The 25080-nt window shown below is 70.6% G+C and carries 24 protein-coding genes; 7 read left to right on the forward strand and 17 right to left on the reverse strand.

What is annotated here, in order from left to right:
• Window positions 1–74 precede the first annotated feature (74 nt).
• Window positions 75–851 carry an ion transporter gene (locus HUS23_07750; protein ID QKT03716.1) on the reverse strand — a complete coding sequence of 259 codons (777 nt, stop codon included), beginning with the start codon at window positions 849–851 and terminating at the stop codon, window positions 75–77.
• Between the two features lie 171 nt (window positions 852–1022).
• Here HUS23_07750 and HUS23_07755 point away from each other — a divergent pair, with 171 nt between their 5' ends.
• The 3 genes from HUS23_07755 to HUS23_07765 all read left to right on the forward strand — a co-directional run bounded on the left by HUS23_07755 (window position 1023) and on the right by HUS23_07765 (window position 5734).
• On the forward strand, window positions 1023–2405 hold the full coding sequence (locus tag HUS23_07755; protein ID QKT05011.1) for a radical SAM protein: 1383 nt from the start codon (window positions 1023–1025) through the stop codon (window positions 2403–2405).
• 213 nt (window positions 2406–2618) lie between these two features.
• Window positions 2619–3761, forward strand: a complete 1143-nt coding sequence (locus tag HUS23_07760; GenBank protein ID QKT05012.1) for a ChaN family lipoprotein — start codon at window positions 2619–2621, stop codon at window positions 3759–3761.
• Window positions 3758–5734: a M1 family peptidase gene (locus HUS23_07765; GenBank protein ID QKT03717.1), complete on the forward strand. Its 1977-nt coding sequence runs from the start codon at window positions 3758–3760 to the stop codon at window positions 5732–5734. The genes HUS23_07760 and HUS23_07765 overlap by 4 nt, the downstream gene beginning before the upstream one ends.
• Window positions 5735–5744: 10 nt before the next feature.
• On the opposite strand, the gene HUS23_07770 is transcribed toward HUS23_07765, so the two are convergent.
• From HUS23_07770 to HUS23_07795, 6 genes are all read right to left on the reverse strand, one after another.
• The gene (locus tag HUS23_07770) at window positions 5745–6524 is read right to left on the reverse strand and encodes a DUF502 domain-containing protein (GenBank protein QKT03718.1); all 780 of its coding nucleotides are present in this window, start codon (window positions 6522–6524) and stop codon (window positions 5745–5747) included.
• A 12-nt stretch (window positions 6525–6536) separates the two neighbouring features.
• A complete protein-coding gene (gene tal / locus HUS23_07775; GenBank protein QKT03719.1) occupies window positions 6537–7679 on the reverse strand; it encodes a transaldolase in 1143 nt (380 codons plus the stop codon).
• A 136-nt stretch (window positions 7680–7815) separates the two neighbouring features.
• Window positions 7816–8415 carry a DUF938 domain-containing protein gene (locus tag HUS23_07780; protein QKT03720.1) on the reverse strand — a complete coding sequence of 200 codons (600 nt, stop codon included), beginning with the start codon at window positions 8413–8415 and terminating at the stop codon, window positions 7816–7818.
• Window positions 8416–8422: 7 nt separating this feature from the next.
• Window positions 8423–9172 (reverse strand): MBL fold metallo-hydrolase, encoded by a 750-nt coding sequence (locus HUS23_07785; GenBank protein ID QKT03721.1) that lies wholly within the window; start codon window positions 9170–9172, stop codon window positions 8423–8425.
• A gap of 101 nt (window positions 9173–9273) precedes the next feature.
• Window positions 9274–12189, reverse strand: coding sequence for an EAL domain-containing protein (locus HUS23_07790; GenBank protein ID QKT03722.1), 2916 nt, complete (start codon window positions 12187–12189; stop codon window positions 9274–9276).
• Window positions 12093–12959, reverse strand: a complete 867-nt coding sequence (locus HUS23_07795) for a PhnD/SsuA/transferrin family substrate-binding protein (protein ID QKT03723.1) — start codon at window positions 12957–12959, stop codon at window positions 12093–12095. Before HUS23_07795 ends, HUS23_07790 begins: the two co-directional genes overlap by 97 nt.
• A 214-nt stretch (window positions 12960–13173) precedes the next feature.
• Between HUS23_07795 and HUS23_07800 the strand changes: the two genes are divergently transcribed.
• Window positions 13174–14466 carry an ergothioneine biosynthesis protein EgtB gene (locus tag HUS23_07800; GenBank protein ID QKT03724.1) on the forward strand — a complete coding sequence of 431 codons (1293 nt, stop codon included), beginning with the start codon at window positions 13174–13176 and terminating at the stop codon, window positions 14464–14466.
• A complete protein-coding gene (egtD, locus tag HUS23_07805; protein QKT03725.1) occupies window positions 14463–15428 on the forward strand; it encodes an L-histidine N(alpha)-methyltransferase in 966 nt (321 codons plus the stop codon). Before HUS23_07800 ends, egtD begins: the two co-directional genes overlap by 4 nt.
• A gap of 48 nt (window positions 15429–15476) precedes the next feature.
• Here the strand turns inward: egtD and HUS23_07810 are convergent, their stop codons facing one another.
• The 5 genes from HUS23_07810 to HUS23_07830 all read right to left on the reverse strand — a co-directional run bounded on the left by HUS23_07810 (window position 15477) and on the right by HUS23_07830 (window position 18678).
• Window positions 15477–15944: an arsenate reductase ArsC gene (locus HUS23_07810; GenBank protein QKT03726.1), complete on the reverse strand. Its 468-nt coding sequence runs from the start codon at window positions 15942–15944 to the stop codon at window positions 15477–15479.
• On the reverse strand, window positions 15944–16561 hold the full coding sequence (locus HUS23_07815) for a class I SAM-dependent methyltransferase (GenBank protein ID QKT03727.1): 618 nt from the start codon (window positions 16559–16561) through the stop codon (window positions 15944–15946). The genes HUS23_07810 and HUS23_07815 overlap by 1 nt, the downstream gene beginning before the upstream one ends.
• A gap of 69 nt (window positions 16562–16630) precedes the next feature.
• Window positions 16631–17869, reverse strand: a complete 1239-nt coding sequence (gene arsJ / locus HUS23_07820; GenBank protein QKT03728.1) for an organoarsenical effux MFS transporter ArsJ — start codon at window positions 17867–17869, stop codon at window positions 16631–16633.
• 4 nt (window positions 17870–17873) lie between these two features.
• A complete protein-coding gene (locus HUS23_07825) occupies window positions 17874–18251 on the reverse strand; it encodes a metalloregulator ArsR/SmtB family transcription factor (protein QKT03729.1) in 378 nt (125 codons plus the stop codon).
• Window positions 18238–18678, reverse strand: coding sequence for a VOC family protein (locus HUS23_07830; GenBank protein QKT03730.1), 441 nt, complete (start codon window positions 18676–18678; stop codon window positions 18238–18240). The genes HUS23_07825 and HUS23_07830 overlap by 14 nt, the downstream gene beginning before the upstream one ends.
• Window positions 18679–18722: 44 nt before the next feature.
• On the opposite strand from HUS23_07830, the gene HUS23_07835 reads away from it, so the two are divergent.
• Together HUS23_07835 and HUS23_07840 are read left to right on the forward strand one after the other, a co-directional pair.
• On the forward strand, window positions 18723–19577 hold the full coding sequence (locus HUS23_07835) for a glucose 1-dehydrogenase (protein ID QKT03731.1): 855 nt from the start codon (window positions 18723–18725) through the stop codon (window positions 19575–19577).
• 63 nt (window positions 19578–19640) lie between these two features.
• Window positions 19641–20945 carry a Glu/Leu/Phe/Val dehydrogenase gene (locus HUS23_07840; protein ID QKT03732.1) on the forward strand — a complete coding sequence of 435 codons (1305 nt, stop codon included), beginning with the start codon at window positions 19641–19643 and terminating at the stop codon, window positions 20943–20945.
• Between the two features lie 34 nt (window positions 20946–20979).
• Here HUS23_07840 and HUS23_07845 read toward each other — a convergent pair whose 3' ends face one another.
• From HUS23_07845 to HUS23_07865, 5 genes are all read right to left on the reverse strand, one after another.
• The gene (locus HUS23_07845) at window positions 20980–22380 is read right to left on the reverse strand and encodes a TRAP transporter large permease subunit (protein QKT03733.1); all 1401 of its coding nucleotides are present in this window, start codon (window positions 22378–22380) and stop codon (window positions 20980–20982) included.
• Between the two features lie 3 nt (window positions 22381–22383).
• The gene (locus tag HUS23_07850) at window positions 22384–22848 is read right to left on the reverse strand and encodes a TRAP transporter small permease subunit (protein QKT05013.1); all 465 of its coding nucleotides are present in this window, start codon (window positions 22846–22848) and stop codon (window positions 22384–22386) included.
• A gap of 186 nt (window positions 22849–23034) precedes the next feature.
• Window positions 23035–23943: a homoserine kinase gene (locus HUS23_07855; GenBank protein QKT03734.1), complete on the reverse strand. Its 909-nt coding sequence runs from the start codon at window positions 23941–23943 to the stop codon at window positions 23035–23037.
• 5 nt (window positions 23944–23948) lie between these two features.
• Window positions 23949–24281 carry a DUF2782 domain-containing protein gene (locus HUS23_07860; protein QKT03735.1) on the reverse strand — a complete coding sequence of 111 codons (333 nt, stop codon included), beginning with the start codon at window positions 24279–24281 and terminating at the stop codon, window positions 23949–23951.
• Window positions 24253–24978: a TIGR00730 family Rossman fold protein gene (locus tag HUS23_07865; GenBank protein ID QKT03736.1), complete on the reverse strand. Its 726-nt coding sequence runs from the start codon at window positions 24976–24978 to the stop codon at window positions 24253–24255. Before HUS23_07865 ends, HUS23_07860 begins: the two co-directional genes overlap by 29 nt.
• Window positions 24979–25080: the final 102 nt, after the last annotated feature.

Below are 25080 nucleotides of genomic sequence, written 5' to 3' on the forward strand. Positions count from 1 at the left end.
TTCAACGGATGACCCTCCATGTGCGTCCACTGCCGGCCTCAGTGTAGGTGGCTATGCCGACATAATCCAAAAGCTTACTCGCTCCCCTCGGGCGCCGGCGGGAGTTGCCGGCGCAGGGCTTGGATTTGGGCGTGGAGCGCGTTGATGCTCTCGGCGGCGCCGGCGGTCGCCACGGTGGCGCGCGCGTCGCTGCCGATGAAGAACGCGGCGAACGCGGCGGTGAGGTAGCCGAACACGGCAAAGCCGTAGGCCGCCAACACCAGCGTGAGCAGGCGTCCTTCCGGGGTCTGCGGCCAGAAGTCCGAACCCAGCGAGGTGATCAGCATGGACGTCCACCACAGCGCTTCGCCGTAATTGCGTAGCTCCGGCTCGAGGGTATACATGCCGGCCGCCCCGACCAGCACGACGATGGCCGTTAACGTAATGACGTAGCCGAAGCCGCGCCGGCTCATGCTCGTGCGCAGGTTGCGCATGCCGCGGTTGAGCGAACTCAGGACACGCACCAGGCGCAGCCCCCGCGCGGCGCGCGCCACGCGCAGCACCCGCACCACGCGCAGCATGCGCAGCGCGGGCAGCAGCAGGGCGATTGCCGTCAGCCAGTTGCTGCGCAGATACCGCAGGCGCCGGTCAGCGAGCACGAAGCGCAAGGCGAACTCGAAAATGAAGGTGATCCAGATCGCCGTGACGACCTGCTGCCAGATGGGCGAGAGCCCCGCGGTGAACTCCACCACCAGCAGTACCAACCAGACGAAGCCGAGCACCAACATGGGCATCTCCATCCACTCCTCGACCTGCTCGAGCAGTTCACGTCGTGTGCGGTTCAGCTCCTCGTGCTCCTCCTCCATGTTCATTGCCCTCTCCCGCTGATGCGCCTGCGCTCGAGTATAGGAAGGCACGGTGCGGCGCCGCCGGTGGATGCGGCGCCGGGGCGGTTGTATGGTGGGGGATTGCGCCACCCAACTTCAGCCAGAGCCGACATGCAGACGCCTACTCCAGCCACGCCTCCACGCGCCAAGCCCCCGCTGCGGGCCGTACTGATCAGTCCCTACGAGCTGGGGCGCCAGCCGTTCGCCTTGGCCCATCTCGCGGCCGTGCTGGAGGCGGCGGGGGTGCACACCCGCTGCGTCGATCTTGCGCAGCAACGTCTTGTGGAGGCCCCGCTGGCCGACGCCGATCTGATCGTGCTGTCGCTCGGTATGCACACGGCCACCCGCATCGCCGTCGAGGCCCTGCCGCGCATCCGGGAACGGGCGCCCGATGCCTGGCTGTGCGCGTTCGGGCTGTACGCGCCGGTGAACGAGGGGCTGCTGCGCAGCCTCGGCGTCGGGAGCGTGTTCGGCGGCGAGTCGGAGCCGGACCTGGTGGCGGTGGCGCAGGCGCTGGGCGCCGGCGTGCGCCCGGCGGCGGGCGGCGTGCGCCGCAGCGGGGTGCGCTTTATGGTACCCATGCGCAGCGGACTGCCGCCGCTCGCCCGCTACGCCCACCTGGTGCTGCCCGACGGGACCACGCGGCAGGCCGGGTTCGCCGAGGCCAGCCGCGGCTGCAAGCACCTGTGCCGCCACTGCCCCGTGGTGCCGGTGTACCAGGGGCGCTTCCGCGCGGTGCCGGTGGACGTGGTGCTGGCGGACGTGGCGCAGCAGGTCGCGGCGGGCGCTAAGCACATCTCCTTCGGCGACCCCGATTTCCTGAACGGGCCGACGCACGCCTTGCGCGTGGTACGGGCGCTGCACACGCGCTTCCCGGCGCTCAGCTACGACGCCACCATCAAGGTCGAGCACCTGCTCGCGCACCGCGCCCTGCTGCCGGAGTTGCGCGCCACGGGCTGTCTGTTCATCACCACCGCGGCCGAGTCGGTGGAAGACGCGGTGCTCGAGCGTCTGGCCAAGGGTCACACGCAGGCGGATCTCGAGACGGCCGTTCGCCTGACGCGTGCCGCCGGCATCGCCACGGCGCCCACCTTCGTGCCGTTCACGCCTTGGAGCACCCTGGCGGGCTACCGGCAGCTATTGCACACCCTGCTCGCGCTGGGGCTGGTGCACAGCGTGCCGCCGGTGCAACTCAGCATCCGCCTGCTGGTGCCGGCGGGCTCCTACCTGCTCGATCTGCCCGGTTTCGCCGAGATGCTGCAGCCGTTCGATCCGGCGACGCTCGGCTACCCGTGGCGGCACCGCGACCCGCGGGTGGATGCCCTGCAGGCCGAGGTGCAGCGTCTGGCCGCGGCGGGCGAGGCTGAGGGGCGGCCGCGCGGGGAGATCTTCGCCGACATCTGGCGGGCCGCCCACGCCGCGCTCGGGGAGCCGGCGCCGACGCTCGATCCGGCGCGCTTCGGCCCGCTCATCCCGCGGCTGTCCGAGCCGTGGTACTGCTGCGCCGAACCGACCGAGCAGCAATTGCAGTCAATCTGAGCGCGGCGGAACCCCGCCGCGCGCGCGCCTCCAAGCCGCAGGCGGAAGATGCCGCAGCCAGTCGCCCGCGCAGGGCGTTCGGCTAGGATGGAGGGGACCGCCGAAGGCGCCATATCCAGAGGACGAAGCATGGGGATCGAGGTCGTAACAGCCCGGCGGGCCGGTGCGTGCCGGTCACGTGATCGCGGGACGGGTCGGCATGGGGCGGCGCTGCTGGGGGCGGCGCTGGCGCTGCTCGCCGCATGGCCGGGCGTCGTCGCGGCCGACGCGGGCTGCCCGCCGCGCGGGGCGTGGATGGACCCGGCCTCGGGCGAGGCCGTGGCGCACGATGCCTTGCTGGCCCGGCTCGCGCGCGAGGACGTGGTCTTGCTGGGCGAGCGCCACGCGCAAGCCGAGCACCAGCGCTGGCAGTTGCACACCCTGGCGGGCCTGCACGCCCGGCGCCCGAATCTCGTATTGGGCCTGGAGATGTTCCCGCGGCGCGTGCAGGAGGTGCTGGACCGTTGGGTGGCGGGCGAGCTGGACGAGGCGGAGTTTCTGCGCGAGAGCGAGTGGGACACGGTCTGGGGCTATGATCCCGCCGCTTACCTGCCCCTGTTTCACTACGCGCGGATGCACCGCATCCCCATGGTGGCCTTGAACGTGGACCGCGCGGTCATGGGTCGCATCCGCGAGCGGGGCTTCGATCAGGTGCCGCGCGCGGAGCGCGACGGCGTCGGCGAGCCGGCCCCCGCGAGCCCGGCGTATCGCGAGGCGCTGGAGCGGGCCTTCCGCCGCCACGCACGCCCGGAGCACGGCGGCGCCGCGGAGGAGATGCTGGCCCGCGGTGTGGAGCGCTTTATCCAGGCGCAGTTGACCTGGGACCGCGCCATGGCCGAGGGCATCCACACCGCGCTGCAGCGGGACGAGCGCCCGTTGGTGGTAGGCCTGATGGGTAGCGGGCATGTGGAACACGGCCACGGGGTGCCGGCCCAGCTGGCGGACCTCGAGGTGGCCAAGGTGCGGGTGCTGCTGGCCTGGCCGGAGGACGCGCGCTGCGAAGGCGTGGTCGCCGGTCTGGCCGATGCGGTGTTCGGCATCCAGCGCCGCGAGACCCCGCCGCCCCAGCGCCTGGGCATTCTGCTCTCGCAGGACGAGGCCGGGGTGCGCGTGGAGGGCGTGGAGCCGCAGGGCGTGGGCGAGGCCGCCGGGCTGCGCGAGGCCGACGTGATCGTGCGCGCGGGGGGGCGGGAGGTGCGCGCGCCGCGCGACATCATCGCCATCGTGCGCGAACAGCCGCCGGGCAGCTGGCTGCCGCTGGAGGTGTTGCGCGAGGAAGCGCATGAGCAACTGATCGCGAAGTTCCCTGTTCCATGAGGTGGTCGACTCCCCTGCTGTTGGGCCTGCTGCTGGGCGGGCCGGTTGCCGAGACGCACGCCGAGGCCCTCGCGCCGGCGGTCCATCAGCAGCTCCATATCGTCCTCGACCCCGACGAGCGGCGCCTGCGCGGCGAGGCGCGGGTGCGCGTGGAGGGGCTGGAGACGGCCGCGTTCGGGCTTGCGCCGGGCTACCGGGTGACCTCGCTGCGCGTCAACGGCGAGCCCGCGCCGCTCGGGGAGGACAACCACTGGCGCCTGCTGCTGAACGGCCACGGCGCCGACATCGAGCTGGCGTACGAGGGGCGGCTGCCGAGCCTGGCGGCGGCGCAGGCCGGCGAGGCGCGCGTGTTCCTCGATGCCGACGGGGGGTTCTTCCCGCGCGACGCCGGGTGGTACCCCTATTTCGACGAGGACACGCGCTACACGTACAGCCTCACCGTCGATACCCCGTCGGCGCAGCGCGTCGCAGCGCTGGGGCTGGTGGAGGAGAGCGAGCGCGAGGGACGCCGGCAGACCCGCTTCGCCAGCAGCGAGCCGGTGCTCGGCATCGACCTGTTCAGCGGCCCCTACCGGGTGCAGACCCTGCGCCGCGACGGCGTGACCATCCGCACCTATTTCACCGAGGCCTTGGCGCCGGAACTGGCGGACACCTACCTGCGCGCGAGCGCGCGCTATCTCGCCCACTACAGCGGGCTGATCGGCCGCTACCCTTACCCCGACTTTTCGGTGATCGCGAGCCCCCTGCCGGTCGGCTACGGCTTTGCCGGCGCGACCTACATCGGCGAGCAGGTGCTGCGCCTGCCGTTCATCCCGCACACCTCGCTTCCGCACGAGATCCTGCACAACTGGTGGGGCAACGGGGTGTACGTGCACTACGAGCGCGGCAACTGGAGCGAGGGCCTGACCACCTTCCTGGCCGACTACGGTCTGGTCGAAGCGCGCGACCCGGCGGCCGCCGCGGCGCAGCGCGCCGCCTGGCTGCGCGACTACGCCGCCTTGCCCGAGGCGCGCGACGTGCCCCTGCGCGCCTTCGTGGCGCGCGAGGACCAGGCCTCGCAGGTGATCGGCTACCACAAGGCCGCGATGGTGTTCTACATGCTGCGCGCGCGCATCGGCGAGTCGGCCTTCCACGAAGGCCTGCGCCACTTCTGGCAAGAGCATCGCCTGCGCCACGCCGCCTGGGGGGACCTGCGGCGCGCCTTCGAGCGCGCCTCGGGACAGGATCTCGGTGCCTTCTTCGCCCACTGGGTGGACCGCGCCGGGGCGCCGCGCCTGACGGTCGAGGTGGCGCACCGCGACGGGCGCCTGAGCGTGACCCTCGGCCAGGCGGTCGCGGAGGGCGAGGCGCCCTACCCGTTGCTGGTGCCGCTCGAACTGCGTTGGGGCGATGAGCGCCAGCGCCGGGCCGTGGCGCTGGAGGGGCGCAGTCGCACCGTCAGCTTCGAGGCGCCGGCGGCGCAGGGTACGCTGGCGGTCGATCCCGACGCCGAGTTGTTCCGCCGCCTGTGGCCGGAGGAGATCCCGCCCATCGTGCGCGCGGTGACGCTGGCGCCGGAGACCAGGCTGCTGGTGGCTGCCGCCGACGAGGCCGCCCGCGAGGTGGCGCGTACGGTCGCCGCGCAGCTCGGCATGCGGCTGCTGCCGGTCGCGGCGGGCGAGGCCGCTGAGGCGCCGGCGGAGGCACCGTTGCTGGTGGTCGGCACCCGCGCGGAACTCGACGCGCTGCTGGCCGACCGCGGCTGGACGCGCCCCGAGGCGGTGGCGGGCGCAGGAGCGGCGCGCGCCTGGATGGACCCCGAGGCGCCCGCCCGTCTGTTCGTGGAGGGCGATGACGCGCAGGCGCTGGCCGCGCTGGGGCGGGTGCTGCGCCATTACGCCAACGAGAGCTACCTGGTGTGGGAGGAGGGGCGGGTCGGCGAGCGCGGGGTGTGGCCGGTGGAGGACTCGCGGCTGGTCGTGCGCTGGCGTTGAGCCGGCACGCCTAGCGGAGTTCCTTGGGCGGCGCGGGCGGCGTGCGCGCCGCCGCGCCGCTCGCCGCGCCCACCCCGGCGGCCGGCGCGGGCGTTTCGGCGGCCGGCTTGGCCGCCTTCTCGACCGACATGCCGGCCGTCACCGCATAGCGCATCGCATCCTCCAGCGACATGTCCACCGGCTGCACCGCCTCGCGCGGCACCACCACGGTGTAGCCACCGATCTGATAGCTCATCGGCAGGTAGACCGCGACCTCGCCGCTCCGGCCCAGGCCCTCGGGTAGCTTGGAGAAGTCGTCGCAGGTGACGAAGCCCAGCATGCGCATCGACACGCCGCCGACCTGCAGATTGATGGTCACCACCTGCGCGAACTGCTTGCTGCGGTCGGCGGCCACGAAGGCGGTGAAGTCCTTGATGGCGCCGTACACGCTCTTGGCGATGGGGATGCGCGTCAGCATCGATTCGGTGGTGGCGATGGCGCGTCGCACCATCCAGCCGTGGGCCAGCCAGCCCACCAGGTACAGCACCACCAGGGCGAGCGCCAGCCCCATGCCGGGGTAATACCAGTGCTCGTAACCCTCGGGCAGCACTCCGACGATGATGTCCGCGAACAAGCTCTCGGCCGCGCTCGCCAACCACAGGATGATGTAGATGGTGAGCAGCACGGGCAGGATTGCCACCAGCCCGCGAAAGATCATGCGCCCCGGGTGGCTGAGTTTGTAGCGCCAAGGCGGCCGCCGACCGGCGCCTTTCAGCCCGCTCGCCGCCAGCGCCCGCGCGAACTTACGCATGCTCGCTCACCCTCAGGCGCGGGCGCGCTGCTCAAGGCGCCGGCTGTGGGCGGCGACGGTGTCGAGCAGCGAGCGGAACGACTGCGCAAAGGCCTCCACCCCCTCGGCCTCCAGGCGATCGGTGGCGGCGCCGAGGTCCACCCCCAGTGCGTCGAGCCGGCGCAGCCGGTCGAGGGCCTCATCCATGCCCTCCATCAAGCGCGGCGCCGGGTCGCCGTGCTCGCGAAACGCCTTGAGCGTCTGCGGCGGCAGGGTGTTCACCGTATCCGGACCGATCAGATTGTCGACGTACAGCACGTCGCTGTAGCGGGCGTTCTTGGTGCCGGTGCTGGCCCACAGCAGGCGCTGGGTCTGCGCCCCGGCCGCCCGCAGCGGCGCGAAGTCCTCCCCGTCGAAGGCCGCTTGGTAGTGCCGGTAAGCGGCCTTGGCGTTGGCGATGGCGAGGGTGCCCATCAGCGCCTCGTAGTCCTCGCGCCGCTCGGGGTCTTCTGCCGCCCGCTTGGCGAGCAGGTCGTCGACCAGCGTGTCGACGCGGCTGACGAAAAAGCTCGCCACCGAGGCGACGTGGTCCAAGGGCTCGCCCGCCGCCCGCCGCCGCTGCAGACCCTGCAGGTAGGCGCCGACCACCGCGCGGTAGCGCTCCACCGAGAACAGCAGCGTGACGTTGACGTTGATGCCTTCGGCGATCAGGGTCTCGATGGCCGGCAGGCCGGCGCGCGTGGCGGGCACCTTGATCATCAGGTTGCGCCGATCCACGTGGCGGAACAGCCGGCGCGCCTCCTCCACGGTCGCCTCGGTGTCGTGCGCGAGGTCCGGCGAGACCTCCAGGCTGACCAGGCCGTCGTGCCCCTCGGCGGCCTCGTACACCGGCCACAGGGTGTCGGCGGCGGCGCGGATGTCCTGCACCGCAAGGCGGTAGAAAATCTCGCGCGGCATTGCGTCGGGGTGTTCGCGGAGCAGTCGGGCGATGTCCTCGTCGTAGTCGGTGCCGCCCCCGATGGCCTTCTCGAAGATGGTCGGGTTGGAGGTCAGGCCGCAGATGCCGTCCTCCTGGATGAGTCGCTTCAACTCCCCCTTGGCGAGCAGCGCGCGGTCGATGAAGTCCAGCCAGGGGCTCTGGCCGAATTCGCGCAGGCGTTGCAGATGGTTCGGCATGCCTCCTCCCTGTTGAGCCGTGTGGGCGACACGTCCGTGTGTCGCGGCGCGCCGGCGCGCACGAGCCGCGCGCGGTCGCAACCTTACCTACAAGGTTTAGACCATCGGCGCGCCGCGGCGGTGAGCGGGGGCTCGGTTAGGGGCGGGTCCAGACCAGGGTGCGGTTGTCGGCGGGCATGGGCACGTCCTCGCGCAGGCGCAGGCCGCCGGCCTCGGCGAGGGCGTCGAGATCCTCGAAGTTGCGCACCCCGCTGGCCGGGTCACGCGCGCGCAGCCAGGCGTCGAAGCGGGCGTTGCTCTCGGCGCTGGGCCGGCCGCCGTAGTGGAACGGGCCGTACAGGCAAAACACCCCGCCGCGGCGCAGTGAGCGGCTGACGCCCCGGAACAGCGACTCGACCGACGGCCAATCCATGATGTGCGCGGTATTGGCACTGAATACCGCGTCGAAGGCGCCGATCGGCCAGTCGGCGTGCTTGACGTCCAGCGCCAGGGGACCGCGCAGATTGGGCAACCCCGCCTCGTCCAGCCAGGCGCGAATGCCGGGGTGATGCTCGGGCAGGTCGCTGGTGATCCAGGTCAGGCGGGGGAAGGCCGCGGCGAAGTGCACCGCGTGCTGGCCGGTGCCGCTGCCGATCTCGAGCAACGTGCCCTGCGCGGGCAGGTGGCGCCGCAGGACCGCCAGGATCGGCGCCTTGTTCTGGTCGCACGCCGGGGCATAGGGCTTCTCGTGGTGCATCGGCGCCTCAGCCCTGCAGATTGTCGCAGGCCTGGCGCAGCTCATCGGGAAGCTCGGGCGGGCACTGGCCGCACAGCCGGTTGGCCGGCACGGCGATGTCGATCATGCGCGGATACGGCAGATCCAGGCCGTCCATAATGGCGACGAAGTCCTCCAGCGGCTTGTCGTCCTTGAGCCGCGGGTTGCGCGTCTTCTCCTGCGCGACGGTGGTGATGAACCGGCCCTCGTAGTCGTGAGCCGGATAGACCAGCGTCTCGTCCGGCAGGCTGAAGAGCTTGTCGTGGATGGAGCGGTACAGCGTGGCGGCGTCGCCCGACTGAAAGTCCGAGCGCCCGCAGGCCTCGATGAGCAGCGCGTCGCCGGAGAACACCAGGGTGTGGGTGCCGGTGTCGATCAGATAGGCGTGGTGGTGATCGGTGTGGCCGGGCGTGAACAGCGGGTGCAGCGTCACGTTGCCGACCTTGAACGGCTCGCCCTCGCGCAGCTTGATCTCGGCGCAGGGGAGCTCGTCGGTGGCCGGCGCGGCGATGCGGCTGTCCACCAGGGCCTTGAGCTTGAGCGCGCCGGTCAGGTGGTCGGCGTGGATGTGGGTGTCGACGCTGTAGCGCAGCGTGAGGCCCAGCTCCCGCACCACCTGCACGTCGCGCTCGGCCGTCTCCAGCACCGGGTCGATGAGCGCCGCCGCGCCGGTCTCGGGGCAGCCGATCAGGTAGGTGTAGGTCGACGAGACCGGTTCGAACAGTTGTCGAAAGATCATGCTGGCTCCTCCCTGTATCCGTGTGCTGTCCTTAGGGTGATCGCTTCGGCCTCGAGATTAACACACGCCGGCCGACCCGTCCGTGCTCCGCCAGGGGGCGCTCATTCCGTGATGGCGGTGCCCAGCGCGGGGTGGTCCGCGCGCGGCATGTCCAGATGATAGCCCTGCACCATGTCCACCCCGAACTCGCGCAGCATGCGCAGGCTCGGTTCGTCCTCCACGAACTCCGCCACCGTGTGTTTGCGCATGCCGCGCGCCACTTCCACGATGGCACGCACGAACACCTGATTGTCGCGGTCGTTGGGCAGGTCGCGGATGAACAGCCCGTCGATCTTGAGGATATCCGCGCGCAGGTGTTTGAGGTAGGCGAAGGACGAGAAGCCGGTGCCGAAGTCGTCCAGACAGGTGCGGCAGCCGGCCTGGTGCAGGGCCTCGATGAAGCGCTGTGCGTCGTGCAGGTCGGATACCGCCGACGTCTCGGTGAGTTCGACCAGCAGGCGTTGCGGCGCGACCCCCGCCTCGCGCAGGGCCTCGGTGATGTACTGCGGGAGGGTGGGGTCGTCGAACGAGCGGCCCGAGATGTTCACCGCGATACCCGGCAGCGCAGGGCTGCGCGCCAGGGTGGCGATGGTTTCGCGGATCACCCAGCGGTCGATGTCGAGGATCTTGCCGGTGCGCTCGGCCATGGCGATGAAGTGCCCGGGCATGACCAGCCGCTCCGACGCGCCCATGTCGACCATGCGCACCAGCGCCTCCACGTGGCGCAGCGCGCCGCTCTGGGCGTCGTAGATGCCTTGGTAGTGCAGGCGCAGCAGCCCGGCCTCCAGGGCGTGCGCGATGCGCTCGTTCCACGACAGGCGGTTCAGCATCTCGCGCGAGGCGTCGAGATCGGGGCGGTACACGCGCCAGGCGTTCTTGCCCGCCTCCTTGGCCTGGTACATCGCCGCGTCGGCGTGCGCGACCAACTCCTCCAAGGTCGCCGCATGCTGCGGGTAGAGGGCGATGCCGAGGCTGGAGGTCAGGCGCAGATTCTGGCCCTCGTAGCGGAACGGAATCTGGGCGATGGCGCGCGTGATGCGTTCGGCCAGGGCGGCGGCCGCCGCCTCGGGGGCATCCGGCAGCAGCACCGCGAACTCGTCGCCGCCCAGACGCGCGAAGATCTCGTCGCGGCGCAGCATGGTGTTGACCTCGCCCGCCACGCGGATCAGCATCGCGTCGCCCGCGCGGTGGCCGAAGGTATCGTTGACGTACTTGAATTCATCCAGGTCGAAGAACAGCAGGGCGCCCTGGGCGCCGTGCCGGTCGGCCTTGGCGATCATGCGCGCGAGCTCTTCCTGAAAGCGGTGGCGGTTGTACAGCCCGGTGAGCGAGTCGCGTTCGGCGAGGTAGATGAGCTGTTCGGCGGTCTGGCGTTCGCGGGTCACGTCCTCGTAGATCCACAGTCGGCCGATCAGTCGCCCTTCCTCGTCGCGCACCGGGTAAGAGACCTGCGTAACCACGCGACCGTCCGCCATGACCAGCTCGAAGCTCTCACTCACCTCATGGGTGCTGAGCACGTTCAGGATGTGCTTGGAGAAGTGGTCGGGGCGCGCGATGACGTTTTCCGAGTGCGCCAGCACGTCGTACGCCGGGCGGCCGATCAAGTCGAGGTCGTCGGGGATCAGCCAGATGCGCTGGAAGGCCGGGTTGTGGTGGATGATGCGGTTGTCGACGCTGAGGAACAGGATGCCGATGTTCATGGCGGACAACAGCGCGACCAAGCGCGCCCGCTCGTCCTGCACCTGGGCGAGGTAGGTACGCTGCAGGCGCTCGGCGTGGCGCAGGTCCTCCACCGCGCGCCGCAGCTCCCCCTCACCGCGCTTGCGGTCGGTGATGTCCCGGATGCCGGCGCGGATGCCCTGGTAGGCGCCGTCGGTACCGTAGATGGGCTGCCAATTGGCGGCCGCCCAGAACACCTCGCCATCCTTGCGCCGCACCCGGAACTCGAAGCCGCTGCCCGGATGGCCGCGCATCGCATCGAAGAAAGCGGCCTCGGCCCCCGCACGATCCTCGGCGTCTATGATGTCGAGCGGGAAGCGCTCCATCGCGTGACACTCGGCCGGCGCATAGCCGGTCATGCGCTCGACCGACGGGTTGACCCACAGCAGGCGCCCCCGCGGGTCGAACCACGACTCCCAATCGTAGGTGTAGTCCGCGATCGCGTGGAACTTGGCCTCGCTGCGGTTCAGCTCCTCGATGCGCGCCCGCAGCGCGGTCGACATGGCATTGAAGGCGCGCGTGAGCTGGCCCACTTCGTCGCGCCCCGCTTCGGGCAGCTGCAGGTCGAGTTCGCCCTGCGCCAGCCGGTGACTCGCCTCGCTGAGCCGCGCCAAGTGGCGGGTGAGCCAGTAGCCGAGCAGGGCGAGCAGCAGCGTGGAGAGCATCAGCACACTGCCGCCGATCAGCACGCTGCGTTGCATCACCTCGCCGCGCGCCGCGGTGAGGAAGCCGTCGTCGACCCCGAAACGCAGCCAGCCGTAGGTCTGACCGGCGACCTGGATCGGCATGACGGTATCGAACGGCCCGCCGACGGCGTCCGTGCGCTGCGGATGGTACTCCGGCAGCGGCAAGCCCGCCGGCCAGCCGGCCGCGGCGAGGCGCTCGCCCCGGTAGTCGAACAGCAGCAGGTAGGTCATGCCCTCCTCCCGATGCAGCTCGTCGATGACCTCGTGCAGGGTGAGCAGGTTGCGCTGCGCCAGCGGCTCGGCCAGGGCCGCGTTGAGCAGCGGCTTGAAGGCCTGCACGCGCAGCTCGGCTTGGGCGCGCAGTTGTTGCTCGTTGGTCCGCACGTGATCGGCGGTGAGCAGGCCCAGCATCAGCAGTTGTACGCCGACCGTGAGGGCCACCAGCTTCACGCGCAGGGAACTGAGGCGGGCGCCGCTCAAAGCTGCTGTCCCTCGTCGATGGCCTCGCGTAGGCGCTCGACGTAGCCGTCCAAGGCCGACAGGTCGCTCGGCGCGGCGAGCAGACTCGCGCATTCCCACCCGCCGAAGACCTCGCGCCCCTCGATGGTGTCGTGCGCGAACGCGAGCACGGCCGAGCGCACATGTGCCGCATCGCGCGCGCTCAGCGTGGCATGCGTCAGCAGCACCGCCTGTGGTGCTTCGCGGGTCTGGGCGATCACCTGCAGCCCCTGCTGCGCCTCGCGTGGGAGTTGGGGCAGCGCGCCGCGCGCGATGATGGCGGCGCCCGCTTCGCCTCGCGTCACGGCGAGCGCCGCCGCGGCATGGTTGCCGGCGTAGCGCAGCGCGACGCCTCGATCCGGCGTGAGGCCGTGCGCCTCGAGGAGCTCGCGTCCGAGCAGCGTCACCAAGGCCAGCGGGTCGGGCGCGAGTACCGTTTCACCCGCGAGATCGCCCACGGCCGCGAACGGACGCGCTTTGCTGCTCACCAGCAGGCCGCCGAGCGGAGCCTCGGTGGCCAGTTGGGGTACGTAGCCGGCGTCGCGCTGCGCCAGACGGGCCAGGTGGGCGGCCGTGATGACGACCGCGTAGTCGCCGCGCTGGGTGCGTTCCAGGAAGGTGGCGAGGTTCGGTGCGCTGACGACGATGACCGGCCGCCCCAGGCGCCGTTGCAGGCCTTCGCGTAGCGGCTCATAGGTTTGAATGACACCGCGCGCGCTGAGGTAGGGCAGGATGCCGACCTCCAGCGGTGCCGCCGAGGCCGGCGGCGCGGCGGCCAGCGGCACGCCCGCCGACAGGATCCACAACAGACACCCCAGGGCCACGAGCTTGTTCGTTTTGTTCACGCCGTTTCTCAATGAGCGGCGCTCGCAGCATCCGTGGCACGAGCCTCAGCTGTCTCCGGTTGTTACGGCGGCGCCTCCGCGCGCCGCCCAAGGCGCAGGCTCCCGCCCTAGCGGCCTGCTAAACTGCCCATTGGCCGCCGCGCCTGCAGCACGGGGGGGCGCGCGCTGGACGCGCGGCCACTACGCGGACAGGGAAAAGAGGTTTCACGAATCAATGTCGACTCCACGAGCCGCCGGCGCGCGTGCCGGTGCCGGGCCCGCCGCGGCGCCGGCGGAACTGATCCACGCCTACCGCGACGTGCGGGCCACCACGGCGGCCTTGTGCGCACCGCTCGCGGTGGAGGATACCGTCGTGCAGACCATGCCCGACGTCAGCCCCCCCAAGTGGCATCTGGCGCATACCAGCTGGTTCTTCGAAAACTTCCTGCTGGCGCCATACGCCGCATCCTACCAGAGATTCCACCCCCGCTACGGCTACCTCTTCAATTCGTATTACGAGCGCGTGGGACGGCCGTTTCCGCGCCCGCAGCGGGGCCTGCTCTCGCGCCCCACGCTGGACGAGGTGATGGCCTACCGCGCGCACGTGGACGCGGGCATGACCGAGCTCTTGAGCGCGCCACCCGCCGAGGCGGCGGAGGAGATCGCGCGGCGCGTCACGTTGGGGCTCAACCACGAGCAGCAGCACCAGGAACTGCTGTACACGGACATCAAGCACATCCTCGGCATGAACCCGTTGCGCCCGCCTTATCGCGCCGAGCGCGGTGAGACGGCAGGTGGCCCCGCCGCGCCGCTGCGCTGGTTGGATTACCCCGGCGGCCTGCAGACCGTGGGCGCGACCGGCGCGGGGTTCGCATTCGACAACGAGGGCCCGGCGCACCGGGTGTACCTTGCGCCCTACCGGCTGGCCTCGCGGCCGGTCACGTGTCGCGAGTACCTCGCGTTCATGCAGGACGGCGGCTACCGCGAGCCGGCCCATTGGCTGGCCGAGGGCTGGAATGCGGTGCGCAGCCACGGCTGGGAGGCGCCCCTGTACTGGGAGCAGCGCGACGGGGCATGGTGGCACTACACCTTGGGTGGCATGCGGCCGGTGGACCCCGAGGCGCCGGTGTGTCACGTGAGCTATTTCGAGGCCGATGCCTACGCGCGCTGGGCCGACAAACGCCTGCCCGCGGAGGCCGAATGGGAGGTTGCGGCGCGCGCCGAGCCGCCGCGCGGCAACTTCGCCGCCAGCGCGCGTTTGCACCCGCGGGCGGCGAGCGGCCAGGGCCACCAGTTCTACGGCGATGTGTGGGAATGGACGCAGAGCGCCTACGGCGCCTATCCCGGCTACCGCCCCAACGCCAACGCGCTCGGTGAGTACAACGGCAAGTTCATGTGCGGCCAGTTCGTGCTGCGCGGCGGCTCCTGCGTCACGGCCGCGGGCCACGTGCGTGCCAGTTACCGCAACTTCTTCTACCCGGGCGACCGCTGGCAGTTCAGCGGCATCCGGCTGGCGGACGACGCATGAGAGCGCCCCGCGTCCACTTCTACAATCACCGGCCCGCGCCGGCGCGCCTGGAGCAGGAAGTGCTGGCGGGGCTCGCCGCGCGGTCCAAGGCAATCCCGCCCAAGTTCTTCTACGATGCGCGCGGATCGGCGCTGTTCGACGCCATTTGCGAGCAGCCCGAGTACTACCCCACACGCACCGAGATCGCCATCCTGCGGCGTCACGCCGGCGAGATGGCCGGACTCATGGGGCCTAACGCGCTGCTGATCGAGCTCGGCAGCGGCAGCAGCCAGAAGGTGCGTCTGCTGTTGGAGGCCCTGCAGCCGGCGGCCTACATGCCGCTGGACATCAGCGAGCAGCACCTGCTGCGGGCGGCCCATGCGCTGGCCGAGGACTACCCCTGGCTGGAGGTGCACGCCGCCTGCGTGGATTACTCGAGCAGCCTCACCCTGCCGCCCTGCCCGCCGGGCGCGCGGCGCGTGGCCTTCTTCCCCGGCTCCAGTCTGGGCAACTTCGAGCCCGATCAGGCGCAGGCCTTTCTGAAGCGGGTGGCGGACGCGGTGCGTCCCGACGGCGGGCTCTTGATCGGCATCGACCTTAAAAAGGACGCGCGCGTGCTCGACCGGGCCTACAACGACGCCGAGGGCGTCACCGCCGCCTTCAATCTGAACCTGCTCGCGCGCATCAACCGCGAGCTTGGCGCCGACTTCGACCTGGACGGCTTCGAGCACTGTGCCTTTTACAACGCCGCGCGGGGTCGGGTGGAGATGCATCTGGTGAGCCGGCGTGACCAGCAGGTGCGGATGGCGGGCCGCACGGTGCGGTTTGCCGCCGGCGAGCACATCCACACCGAGAACTCGTACAAATACAGCGTGGCCGAGTTCCAGGCACTGGCGCGCGGGGCGGGCTTTGCGCCGGTGCAGGTATGGACCGACCCGCAGGGCTTGTTCAGCGTGCACTACCTGCAGACCGCCGCGGGCTGAGCCGCGCCCGCACCCGACTCGATCCGTCCCTGGCGTCCCTAAGCACGGCTAACGCGCCGGTGGGGCGCCCCCGTCGCTGCGTGCCAGCATGCGCAAACCGCCGAGCAGGCCCTCGACGCGCGCCCGCAGGGCATCCCGCGCCGCGCGGAACGCGGCGATGCGGGTCGCCGCGTCGCCCGCCACGGCGGCCGGATCGTCGACGGCCCAGTGCTTCTTCTGAACGTGTCCCGGCAGCGCCGGGCAGGCGCGCTCGGCCTCGGCGCACACCGTCACCACCAAGTCCGCCCAGGCGAGCCGTTCGTCGGACACGGGTTTGGGGTGATGGTCGGCAAGGTCGATGCCCGCCTCCTGCATCACCCGCACCGCGAGCGGGTGCAGTGCGCCGGGCGCGGTGCCCGCGGAGTGTGCCTCCACCCAATCGGCACCCAGGCGCCTCGCCCAGGCCTCGGCCATTTGCGAGCGCGCGCTGTTGTGCGTGCACAGAAACAGCACGCGTGCACGGCGCTTGAACCCCATCAGCGGCTGCGCCGAAAGTGCGCGTACAGGTACATCTGCTCCTTGCCGCGCGGGGTGTGGTGCATCTGCTTGATGTGCCGCTGCAGCGCGAAGCCCTCGCCCAGCAGCGCGCCGAGCGCCTCGATGTCGTAGCGGTGCACGGGCAGGTTTGCGCACTGCGGCGGGGCCTCCAGCGCGAACACGCCGATGATCACCTCGCCGTCGGCGCGCAGCGCATGGCGCAGCTGCGCGGCGTAGCGCGCGCGCTGCGCGGGCTCGGTCAGAAAGTGCAGCGCGGCGCGATCGTGCCACAGCGCGTAGTGCCCCGCCGGCAGTGCAATGTCGGTGATGTCGCCGATGCGCCAGGTGACCGCGTCGGCGCGCTCGCCCAGGCGCGCCTGCGCCACCGCCAGCGCCTGGGCGGAGAGGTCGAGCACCGTGAGGTCTTGGTGGCCCGCCGCGAGCAGATCGTCCACCAAGGTGGACGCGCCGCCGCCGATGTCGATGATGGGCGTCTCGGGCGGAAGACCCAGCGCCTCGATCCACGCCAGCGACTGCGCGAGGTGCGGCGTGTACCAGCCGAGATCGTCCGGGGTGCGCTCGGTGTAGGTCTGCTCCCAATGTTGTTTATTGCTCACGTCCGATCTCCTGTGCGGGGCCTCGCTGCGGACGGACGGGTGGGTCCGTGCGCCGCGCCGGGAGACACATTATCGCGGCGGCGTGCGCGCCTCCGCCAGCGGCGGAGCCGCCGCGGGAAGGCGCAGCGACAGCACGGTCGCGGCGGCGATGAACAGCGCCGCGGCCCACAGCGCCGCGTGCAGGCCGCCGAGCTGAAACACCAGGCCCGACAGCAGCGTGCCGACCAACCGTCCCGCCGCGTTGGCCATGTAGTAGAAGCCGACGTTCACCGTCACCTGATCGGCGTTGCTGTAGCTCAGGATCAAATACGAGTGCAGCGCGGAGTTCAGCGCGAACAGGATGCCGAACAGGCCGAGGCCGAGGGTGACGGCGAGCGTGGGCGGGGCACCCGCGAGCAGCGCGAGCGGGATGGCGGCGGTGGCGAGCGCGAGCAGGGCGGCCCAGCGCGTGGCGAGGCGCCCGTCGGCCTGGCCGCGGCGCACGAAGGCGGGCGCGAGCGATTGCACGGCGCCGTAGCCGATCACCCAGGCGGCCAGGAAGGCGCCCACCTGCGGGTGCGCCCAGCCCAGCGTCGCCGCGAGGTACAGCGGCAGCGCGACCACGAACCAGATGTCGCGCGCGCCGAACAGGAAGAAGCGCGCGGCCGACAGGCGGTTGATCTCGGCGCTCTTGGAGAGCAGGTGCTTGAACTTCACCTTCACCTTGGCGCGCCCCATCGCGCGCGGCAGCGCGAGCACGCTCGCGATGAGCACCAGCGCGAGCCCGGCGGCCATCAGCCACAGCGAGGTGTGGAAGCCGAACGCGGCGAGCAGCGCGCCGCCGAGGAAAAAGCCGGCGCCCTTGAGCGCGTTCTTGGAACCGGTGAGCACCGCCACCCAGCGGAACAGCGCGGACTCCGACCCTTGCGGCACCACTAGCTTGATGGCGCTCTTGGCGCTCATCTTGGTGAGGTCCTTGGCGATGCCGGACAGGGCCTGGGCGAGCATCACGTAGGCCACCGCGAGCCCCGCCGCCCAGTCGGGATTCATGAGCGCGAGCAGGCTGAGGGCGATCACTTGCAGTGCCAGCCCGCCGAACAGCGTGGCGCGCAGCCCGGTGTGCGAGGCGATCCAGCCGCCCAGGAGATTCGTCACCACGCCGAAGAACTCGTACAGCACGAACAACAGCGCGATGGTGAACGGCGAGTAGCCGAGCTGGTAGAAGTACAGCAGCACCAGCATGCGCAGCGCGCCGTCGGTGAGGGTGAAGCCCCAGTAGGCGGCGGTCACCAGCGCGTAGTTGCGCCACATGCCGGGGGCGGCGCGCATGTGGTCAGCCGCAGCAGGCGGCGGACGGTTGGCCGGACATGCGCACGAGGCGCGCGCGGTCCGCCGCGTGTTGCGCCGCCAGCCCGCCGCGCGCCCCTTCCAGGACCTGGCGCGCCCAGGCGGGCAGGCCCTCCGGCAGACGGTAATACATCCAACGCCCCGCGCGCCGGTCCTGCACCAGGGCCGCCTCGCGCAGCACGGCGAGGTGGCGCGACATCTTGGGTTGTGAGACTTCCAGGGCGTGGGTCAGCTCGCACACGCACAGCTCGCCCTCGGTGAGGAGCAGGGCGAGCGTGCGCAGCCGCGTGCCGTCGGCCAGCGTGCGCAGCAGCAGCTCTGCGTCCAGCGGCGCGGGTGTGGTCAGGGCCTCAGCAGCAGGCATTCTTCTTCGCCGGCTGGGGGGCGCAGCAGGCGCTTTGGGACTCGGCGGGCGCCTCGTTGAAGGTCGGGATTGCCTCCAGCGAGTGGAAGGTCTCCCAGGGCACGCCCTGCGGGTCCAGCGTCCAGTACTTGTCCGAGCGCATGTAGCAGCACGCGGTGCCGGTCTGTTCCTCGATGGGCGCCTCGGCCCGCTCCAGGCGGGTCTTCAGCTCGCCCAGTTCGCTCTCGTCCTCGACCTGGATGCCGAGGTGATCCAGCCCCCGCTTGTCGCTGCGGTTGGAGATGGCGAAGTTCACGCGCGGGTCGTCCAGCATCCACTTGGCGTAGTCGTCCTTGCGCACCGTGGGCGCGACGCCGAACAGGCCGCTGTAGAAGCGGATGTTGGCCTCCAGGTCGGCCACGGCGAGGTGTACGTGCAGGCGTTTCATCGCGGTTCCTCTATATTCGTGCGCGCATATATATGCGTGGTCGTATGTTTGCCGACCCACGCCGCGGTGTCAAGCCGCTATCTTTGTGGCAGAGGCCAAACGTGCACACGGAGGTGAACGTGGCGGAGCCGGCATTGAAGGGGCGTCGCGCGCTGGTGACGGGCGCGAACTCGGGCATCGGCGCGGAGGTGGCGCGGGCATTGGCGCGGGCCGGCGCGCAGGTGGTGGTGAACTACCGCTCGCGGCCGGACGATGCCGCCGCGGTGGTGGCGGATATCGAGCAAGAGGGCGGCAGGGCGCTCGCGCTGCAGGCCGACGTGTCCGCGCCGGGCCAGGTCGCGGCCATGTTCGAGTTCATGGACCGCCAGCTGCACGGCATCGACATCCTCGTCAACAACGCGGGGGTGCAGAACCCGGCCTCGGTGCTGGACCTCGAGCTCGGCGACTTCGAGCGGGTGCTGGACGTGAACCTGCGCGGGCCGTTCCTGTGCGCGCAGGAGGCGGCGCGGCGCATGGTGCCGCAGGGCGCCGGTGTCATCCTGAACATCTCCTCGGTGCACGAGCACATCCCCCACGCGCGCTATGCGCACTACTGCGCCAGCAAGGGCGGGCTCAAGATGCTGATGAAGACCTTCGCGCTGGAGCTCGCGTCGCGCGGCGTGCGCGTCAACAACATCGCGCCCGGCGCGATCGCCACGCGCATGAACCGCGACTGGCTGCACACCCCCGAGCGTCAGCAACAGGTGGCCGCCAAGATCCCCGCCGGGCGCGTCGGCGAGCCCGAGGAGATCGCCGATGCCGCGGTGTTTCTCGCCTCGGACGCGGCCCGCTACATCACGGGCACCACGCTGTTCGTGGACGGCGGCATGACCCTCTACCAGAACTTCGCCGCCGACTGAACTGCAGTACCGCCCGCACGCGGCCGCTACCCTTTCTAGGTAGACGCGCGGCATGGACACCCTATGGCACAGAAAATATTCGACGACATCCAACACCACCTGAACGACATCTTCCAATACATGGACGTGCCCGAGGACGTGCGCTCGCGCCTGTCGGTGCCCAAGCTCGCGCTCTCGGTGAGCATCCCGGTGCGCATGGACGACGGGCGCCTGGAGATCTTCAAGGGTTACCGCGTCCAGTACGACGACACCATCGGTCCCTACAAGGGCGGCATCCGCTTTCACCCGGGCGTGAACATGGACGAGGTCACCGCGCTCAGCTTCTGGATGACCATCAAGACCGCGGTGGTGGGGCTGCCCTACGGCGGCGCCAAGGGCGGGGTGAAGGTCAACGCCAAGGCGCTCTCGCGCATGGAACTGGAGCGCCTGTCGCGCGGCTACATCCGCCACATCGCGGACGTGATCGGGCCCTCGCGCGACATCCCGGCGCCGGACCTGTACACCAACGCGACGGTGATGGGCTGGATGGCGGACGAATATGCGCAGATCCAGCGCCGCCAGGTGCCGGACGTGATCACCGGCAAGCCGGTGCGCCTGCATGGCTCGCAGGGCCGCGAGTCGGCCACCGGGCGCGGCGCGCTTTACACCCTGCTGCAATGGGCAGAGCGGCGCGGCATGAAGCCCTCGGCCACCACCGTCGCGGTGCAGGGCTTCGGCAACGCGGGCTATCACTTTGCGCGCCTGGCGCGCGAGGCCGGCTTCAAGATCGTCGCGGTGTCGGATTCCTCCGGCGCCATCCACACGCGCAAAGGCATCGACCCGGACCGGATCATGTACTTCAAGCGCCAGCGCAGCAGCATGCACGAGATGATGTACGCCGATGGCGCCATCTGCGATCTGGACGACCCGAGCTGTGTGACGCTGAGCAATGCGGAGCTGCTGGAGCTCGATGTCGATGTGCTCGCGCTCGCGGCGCTGGAGAACCAGATCACCATCGAGAACGCCCCCCGCGTGCGCGCCAAACACATCATCGAACTGGCCAACGGGCCCGTCACCTCCGAGGCCGATACGCTGCTGTTCGAGCGCGGCATCCCCGTGCTGCCCGACGTGTTGTGCAACGCGGGCGGCGTCACCGTGAGCTACTTCGAGTGGGTGCAAAACCGCAGCGGCTACTACTGGAGCGCGGAGGAGATCTACGACCGCCTCAAGCAGATGATGGAACCGCAGGCCAACCAGGTCTTCGCCATGGCCGAGCACCGTGAGATCCCGCTGCGCACGGCGGCCTACGTGCATGCCTTGCACCGCATCGCGGGGGCGATCTCCGAACGCGGCACTCGCGAGTACTTCAACGGTAAGGAGCGGGTGTGAGCGGGCCCCGCGCGTAAGCGCCGTGGGGGGCGCGCTACCAGTAGGCCGGCTCCGGGCTGCCGTAGACGAGCTGCGGCAGCCAAGTGGCGAGCTGCGGCCACAGCGCGAGCAGGCCGAGCATCAGCACCTGGATGGCGATGTAGGGCAGCACGCCGCGGTAGATGTGCCAGGTCTGCACCGCGTCGGAGGCCACCCCGCGCAGATAGAACAGCGCGAAGCCGAACGGCGGGGTGAGGAACGAGGTCTGCAGGTTGATGGCGATCATGATGCCGAGCCACACGGGGTCGACGCCCATCAGCAGCAGCACCGGCGCGACGATGGGCACCACCACGAAGGTGATCTCGATGAAGTCGAGGATGAAGCCCAGCACGAACATCACCAGCATCACCACCACCACCGCGCCCACCACGCCGCCGGGCAGCGCGCTCAACAGTTCGTGCACCAGGTCATCGCCGCCGAAGCCTCGAAACACCACCGAGAACAGCGAGGCGCCGATGAAGATCAGGAACACCATGGAGGTGATGCGTACCGTGGCGCGCATCACCTCGTTCAGCCGCGCCAGGTCGAGCTGGCGCTGACCGAGCGCGAGCAGCGTGGCGCCCACCGCGCCGACCGAGGCCGCCTCGGTGGGCGTGGCGAAGCCGAAGATGATCGAACCGAGCACCGCCACCATCAGCCCCAGCGGCGGCAGCAGCGCGACCAGCGCGCGTTTGGCGAGCGCCGCGCCGCCCACGGGGCGTTCGCTCGCCGGCAGCGCCGGCACCGCCTCGGGCTTGAACACCGCGAGCGCGAGCATATACAGCACGTACAGCCCCACCAGCACCAACCCGGGGATCAGCGCGCCGGCAAACAGGTCCCCCACCGACACCGTCTCCGGGGCGAAGATGCCCATGCTGAGCTGCGCCTGTTGGTAGGAGGCCGAGAGCACGTCGCCGAGCAGGATCAGCACGATGGAGGGCGGGATGATCTGCCCCAGGGTGCCGGAGGCGCAGATGGTGCCGGTGGCGAGCTGTGGGCTGTAGCCGCGGCGCAGCAGCACCGGCAGCGAGAGCAGCCCCATGGTCACCACCGTGGCGCCCACGATGCCGGTGCTGGCCGCGAGCAGCGCGCCGACCAGGATCACCGAGATGCCCAGCCCGCCGCGCAGCGGGCCGAACAGCATGGCCATGGTGTCGAGCAGGTTCTCGGCCACGCGCGAGCGCTCGAGCATCACCCCCATGAACACGAACAGCGGCACCGCGATCAGGGTCTCGTTGGTCATGATGCCGAACACCCGGTTCGGCAGGGTCTCGAGGAAGATCGGGTCGAACAGCCCCAGCGCCGCGCCGCCCAGGGCGAAGGCGAGCGCGGTGCCGGCCAGCGTGAAGGCGACCGGATAGCCGGCGATGAGCACCAGGCAGACCACCGCGAACATGACCAGCGCGAGCCATTCCATCGGCTACAGCTCCCGGTCCGGCGCTTCGTCGGCGGGCGCCGCTTCGGGATGCCCGGCGAGGATGAGGGCGTTGCGGATCAGGAGCGAGACGCCTTGGACCAGCAGCAGCGCGGCCATGGCGATGATCGCGCTCTTAAGCAGGTAGGTCCACGGCAGCCCGCCGGACAGGCGCGCGCCCTCGCGCACCGACCAGGAGGCCGCCACGTACTCCCAGCTGATCCACACGATGAACACCCCGACCGGGAACAGCAGCAGCAGCGTGCCGAGCAGGTCCACCCAGGCACGCCCGCGTTGGGACAGGGCCCGGTAGACGATGTCCACGCGCACGTGGCCGCCGTGCTTGAGGGTGTAGCCCGCGCCGAGCAGGAACACCAGCGCGTGCATGTAGGTCACCGAGTCCTGCAGCCAGATGCGCCCGGTGCTGAAGGCGTAGCGCAGCACCACCACGGTGAAGGTGACCAGCACCATGGCGAGCGTGAACCAGGCCACCAGGCGGCCGGTCCATTCGTTGATGCCGTCGCAGATGTCGGCCACGCGCCGCAGGGCGCGCACGGCGCTCATCGGAGGCGGCCTACGGTGGGTAAGGGTCGGTGCGCGTTCATGTTCTTCGATGGAATGGCGGCCGCCACATGCTACGGACTCTGCGCGCCGGCCTCAACCGGCGCCGCCGACCTCCCACAGGCGGCGTACGCGCGCCTCGTCCGCGATCAGCGTCTGCAGGCGCGCGCGCGCCTGGTCGGCCTCGCCCGCGCCCTGCAGGAGGGCCTCCAGCCACGCCTCCAGCGCGGCGGCGCGCACCAGCACCGGCCAGGCGCCGCGTTCGATGGGTTCGGTGGGCCGCGCAGCGCGGTAGGCGGCGAGCAGTGCCCGGGTGCGCGCCTCGTCCAGCCCCGCCTCGCCCCAACACCATTCCAGCGCGGCGGCCGCCACGTCGTACAGCAGCACCTCCTCGCCCGCCAGTTCGACGGCGGTCAGCGCGCTGAGGCGCCCGCCGTCGAACAGGGTGCGCGCGCGGGGCACGCCGCCCAGCACGAGGCCGCGCGGCAGGTCGTGGAAGCGAAACAGGGATTGGAAGAACAGCTCGCGCTCGATCAAGGCCTGGTCGTCGGGCTCCGGCGGGGGCGCCACGGCCGCGGCGCTATCCTTGGCCCAACGTCCGCCGTGCGGGCGCACCCGTGCCGGGGCGAGGTTCGTGCCATGCAAGCGTCCGAGCGCCTCGCCGAGCTGGGCGACGGCGTCCACGGTGGGGCGATCGAGCGGCGCGCCGGCGAGGGGTGCCACCAGGGCCGCGGTCGCGCCCTCCAGCGCCAGGCCCAGGGCGCCGTCGCGGGTTGGCAGCGGCCGGGGGCAGGGTATCCCCGCGTCGAGCAGCTGAGTGACCAGCGCGAGGGGCGCCTCGCCCAGGTCCCAGATCCAGCGCACGCCGGCGTCGGTTTCCACGCGCCAACCGAGCGGCGCGGGCGCCACCTCTCCGGAGGGCACCCCATCGACCGCGCCGTCAGGCGCGAGTCCGTAGGCCGCCAGCCAGGCGCACAGCGCCGCCGGTGCGGGCAGGGCGCGCACGGCGCCTACCAGCTGAAAAACCGCCAGCGGTTGACGGTGCTCGAGGCGTCGTAGGTGGTGCGGGTGTCCAGCAGCCCGTCACCCGTGGTGTCGACGAGGTAGTAGGGATAGCCGCGGTTGGGCGTGATGCGCACCATGTACAGCCGGCCGTCGAGGCGGAACTCCTCCACCACGTCGTGCTCGCGCCGGATGATGGTGATCTGCGAGCCCGGCAGACCCTCCTCCAACTCGCGGGCGGTCGGCGCCTGCGGGCGCTCGGGGGGCTCCTGCGGGGCCTGCGCCTGGGCGGCGCCGGCCAGCAACAGGAGGCTAAAGATCCAGCAGGATTTCTTTTTCATCGGCGGAGGGCTCGAAGCCGCGGTACTCGTAATGGGCGAAGATGGCGTCCACCACCTCCTTGGGTTCGTCGATGATGGTGAACAGCCCCATGTCTTCCGGGCTGATGGTGCCCTCCTTCACCAGCACCTCCTCGAACCACTCGACCAGATTCTTCCAGAACGGCGCGTGCACCAGGATGATCGGGATGCGGCGTGTCTTGCCGGTCTGTACCAGGGTGAGGATCTCGCACAGCTCGTCCAGGGTGCCGAAGCCGCCCGGCAGCACCACATAGGCCGCGGCGTACTTTACGAACATCACCTTGCGGGCGAAGAAGTGGCGGAAGTTGAGCGAGATGTCCTGGTAGGGGTTGCCGACCTGCTCGTGGGGCAGCTGGATGTTGAGGCCGATGCTGGGCGACTTGCCGTTGAAGGCGCCCTTGTTGGCCGCTTCCATCAGCCCGGGGCCGCCGCCGCTCACCACGCTGAACCCCGCCTCGGACAGCTGTCGGGCGATCTCCTCGGTGAGCTTGTAGTAGGGGTGATCGGGCTCGAAGCGCGCCGAGCCGAAGATGCTGACCGAGGGGCGGATCTGCGCCAGGCGCTCGAAGCCCTCCACGAACTCCGCCATGATCTGGAAGATCTTCCAGGACTCGCGCGTGAGCAGCGAGTCGTTGATGGGCTGGAGGGCCGAATGCGGCGGTCTGCTGTGTTCGTCCATAGAATCCTCGATTCGGGCGCCGCGCAGGGCGCGACGCGGCGCACAAGCGCCTGATGCGGGCGGCGCGCAGGGCTTCGAAGAGAGCGGAGGCGGTGTCGTCGA

It is taken from the genome of Ectothiorhodospiraceae bacterium 2226 (genome assembly GCA_013348725.1).
Classification (GTDB): Bacteria; Pseudomonadota; Gammaproteobacteria.

What these genes read in the sequence shown, in the direction of transcription:
- HUS23_07810 (QKT03726.1), bottom strand. Translation starts at nt 15,944, where the DNA reads ATGGGGTTCAAGCGCCGTGCACGCGTGCTGTTTCTGTGCACGCACAAC.
- HUS23_07850 (QKT05013.1), bottom strand. Translation starts at nt 22,848, where the DNA reads ATGGTGCTGGTCACCTTCACCGTGGTGGTGCTGCGCTACGCCTTCAGC.
- HUS23_07750 (QKT03716.1), bottom strand. Translation starts at nt 851, where the DNA reads ATGAACATGGAGGAGGAGCACGAGGAGCTGAACCGCACACGACGTGAA.
- HUS23_07830 (QKT03730.1), bottom strand. Translation starts at nt 18,678, where the DNA reads ATGAAACGCCTGCACGTACACCTCGCCGTGGCCGACCTGGAGGCCAAC.
- HUS23_07800 (QKT03724.1), top strand. Translation starts at nt 13,174, where the DNA reads ATGTCGACTCCACGAGCCGCCGGCGCGCGTGCCGGTGCCGGGCCCGCC.
- HUS23_07770 (QKT03718.1), bottom strand. Translation starts at nt 6,524, where the DNA reads ATGCGTAAGTTCGCGCGGGCGCTGGCGGCGAGCGGGCTGAAAGGCGCC.
- tal (QKT03719.1), bottom strand. Translation starts at nt 7,679, where the DNA reads ATGCCGAACCATCTGCAACGCCTGCGCGAATTCGGCCAGAGCCCCTGG.
- HUS23_07780 (QKT03720.1), bottom strand. Translation starts at nt 8,415, where the DNA reads ATGCACCACGAGAAGCCCTATGCCCCGGCGTGCGACCAGAACAAGGCG.
- HUS23_07835 (QKT03731.1), top strand. Translation starts at nt 18,723, where the DNA reads ATGTTTGCCGACCCACGCCGCGGTGTCAAGCCGCTATCTTTGTGGCAG.
- HUS23_07790 (QKT03722.1), bottom strand. Translation starts at nt 12,189, where the DNA reads ATGCGCGAGTCTGCTCGCCGCGCCGAGCGACCTGTCGGCCTTGGACGG.
- HUS23_07845 (QKT03733.1), bottom strand. Translation starts at nt 22,380, where the DNA reads ATGGAATGGCTCGCGCTGGTCATGTTCGCGGTGGTCTGCCTGGTGCTC.
- HUS23_07825 (QKT03729.1), bottom strand. Translation starts at nt 18,251, where the DNA reads ATGCCTGCTGCTGAGGCCCTGACCACACCCGCGCCGCTGGACGCAGAG.
- HUS23_07865 (QKT03736.1), bottom strand. Translation starts at nt 24,978, where the DNA reads ATGGACGAACACAGCAGACCGCCGCATTCGGCCCTCCAGCCCATCAAC.
- HUS23_07860 (QKT03735.1), bottom strand. Translation starts at nt 24,281, where the DNA reads ATGAAAAAGAAATCCTGCTGGATCTTTAGCCTCCTGTTGCTGGCCGGC.
- HUS23_07840 (QKT03732.1), top strand. Translation starts at nt 19,641, where the DNA reads ATGGCACAGAAAATATTCGACGACATCCAACACCACCTGAACGACATC.
- egtD (QKT03725.1), top strand. Translation starts at nt 14,463, where the DNA reads ATGAGAGCGCCCCGCGTCCACTTCTACAATCACCGGCCCGCGCCGGCG.
- arsJ (QKT03728.1), bottom strand. Translation starts at nt 17,869, where the DNA reads ATGCGCGCCGCCCCCGGCATGTGGCGCAACTACGCGCTGGTGACCGCC.
- HUS23_07765 (QKT03717.1), top strand. Translation starts at nt 3,758, where the DNA reads ATGAGGTGGTCGACTCCCCTGCTGTTGGGCCTGCTGCTGGGCGGGCCG.
- HUS23_07785 (QKT03721.1), bottom strand. Translation starts at nt 9,172, where the DNA reads ATGATCTTTCGACAACTGTTCGAACCGGTCTCGTCGACCTACACCTAC.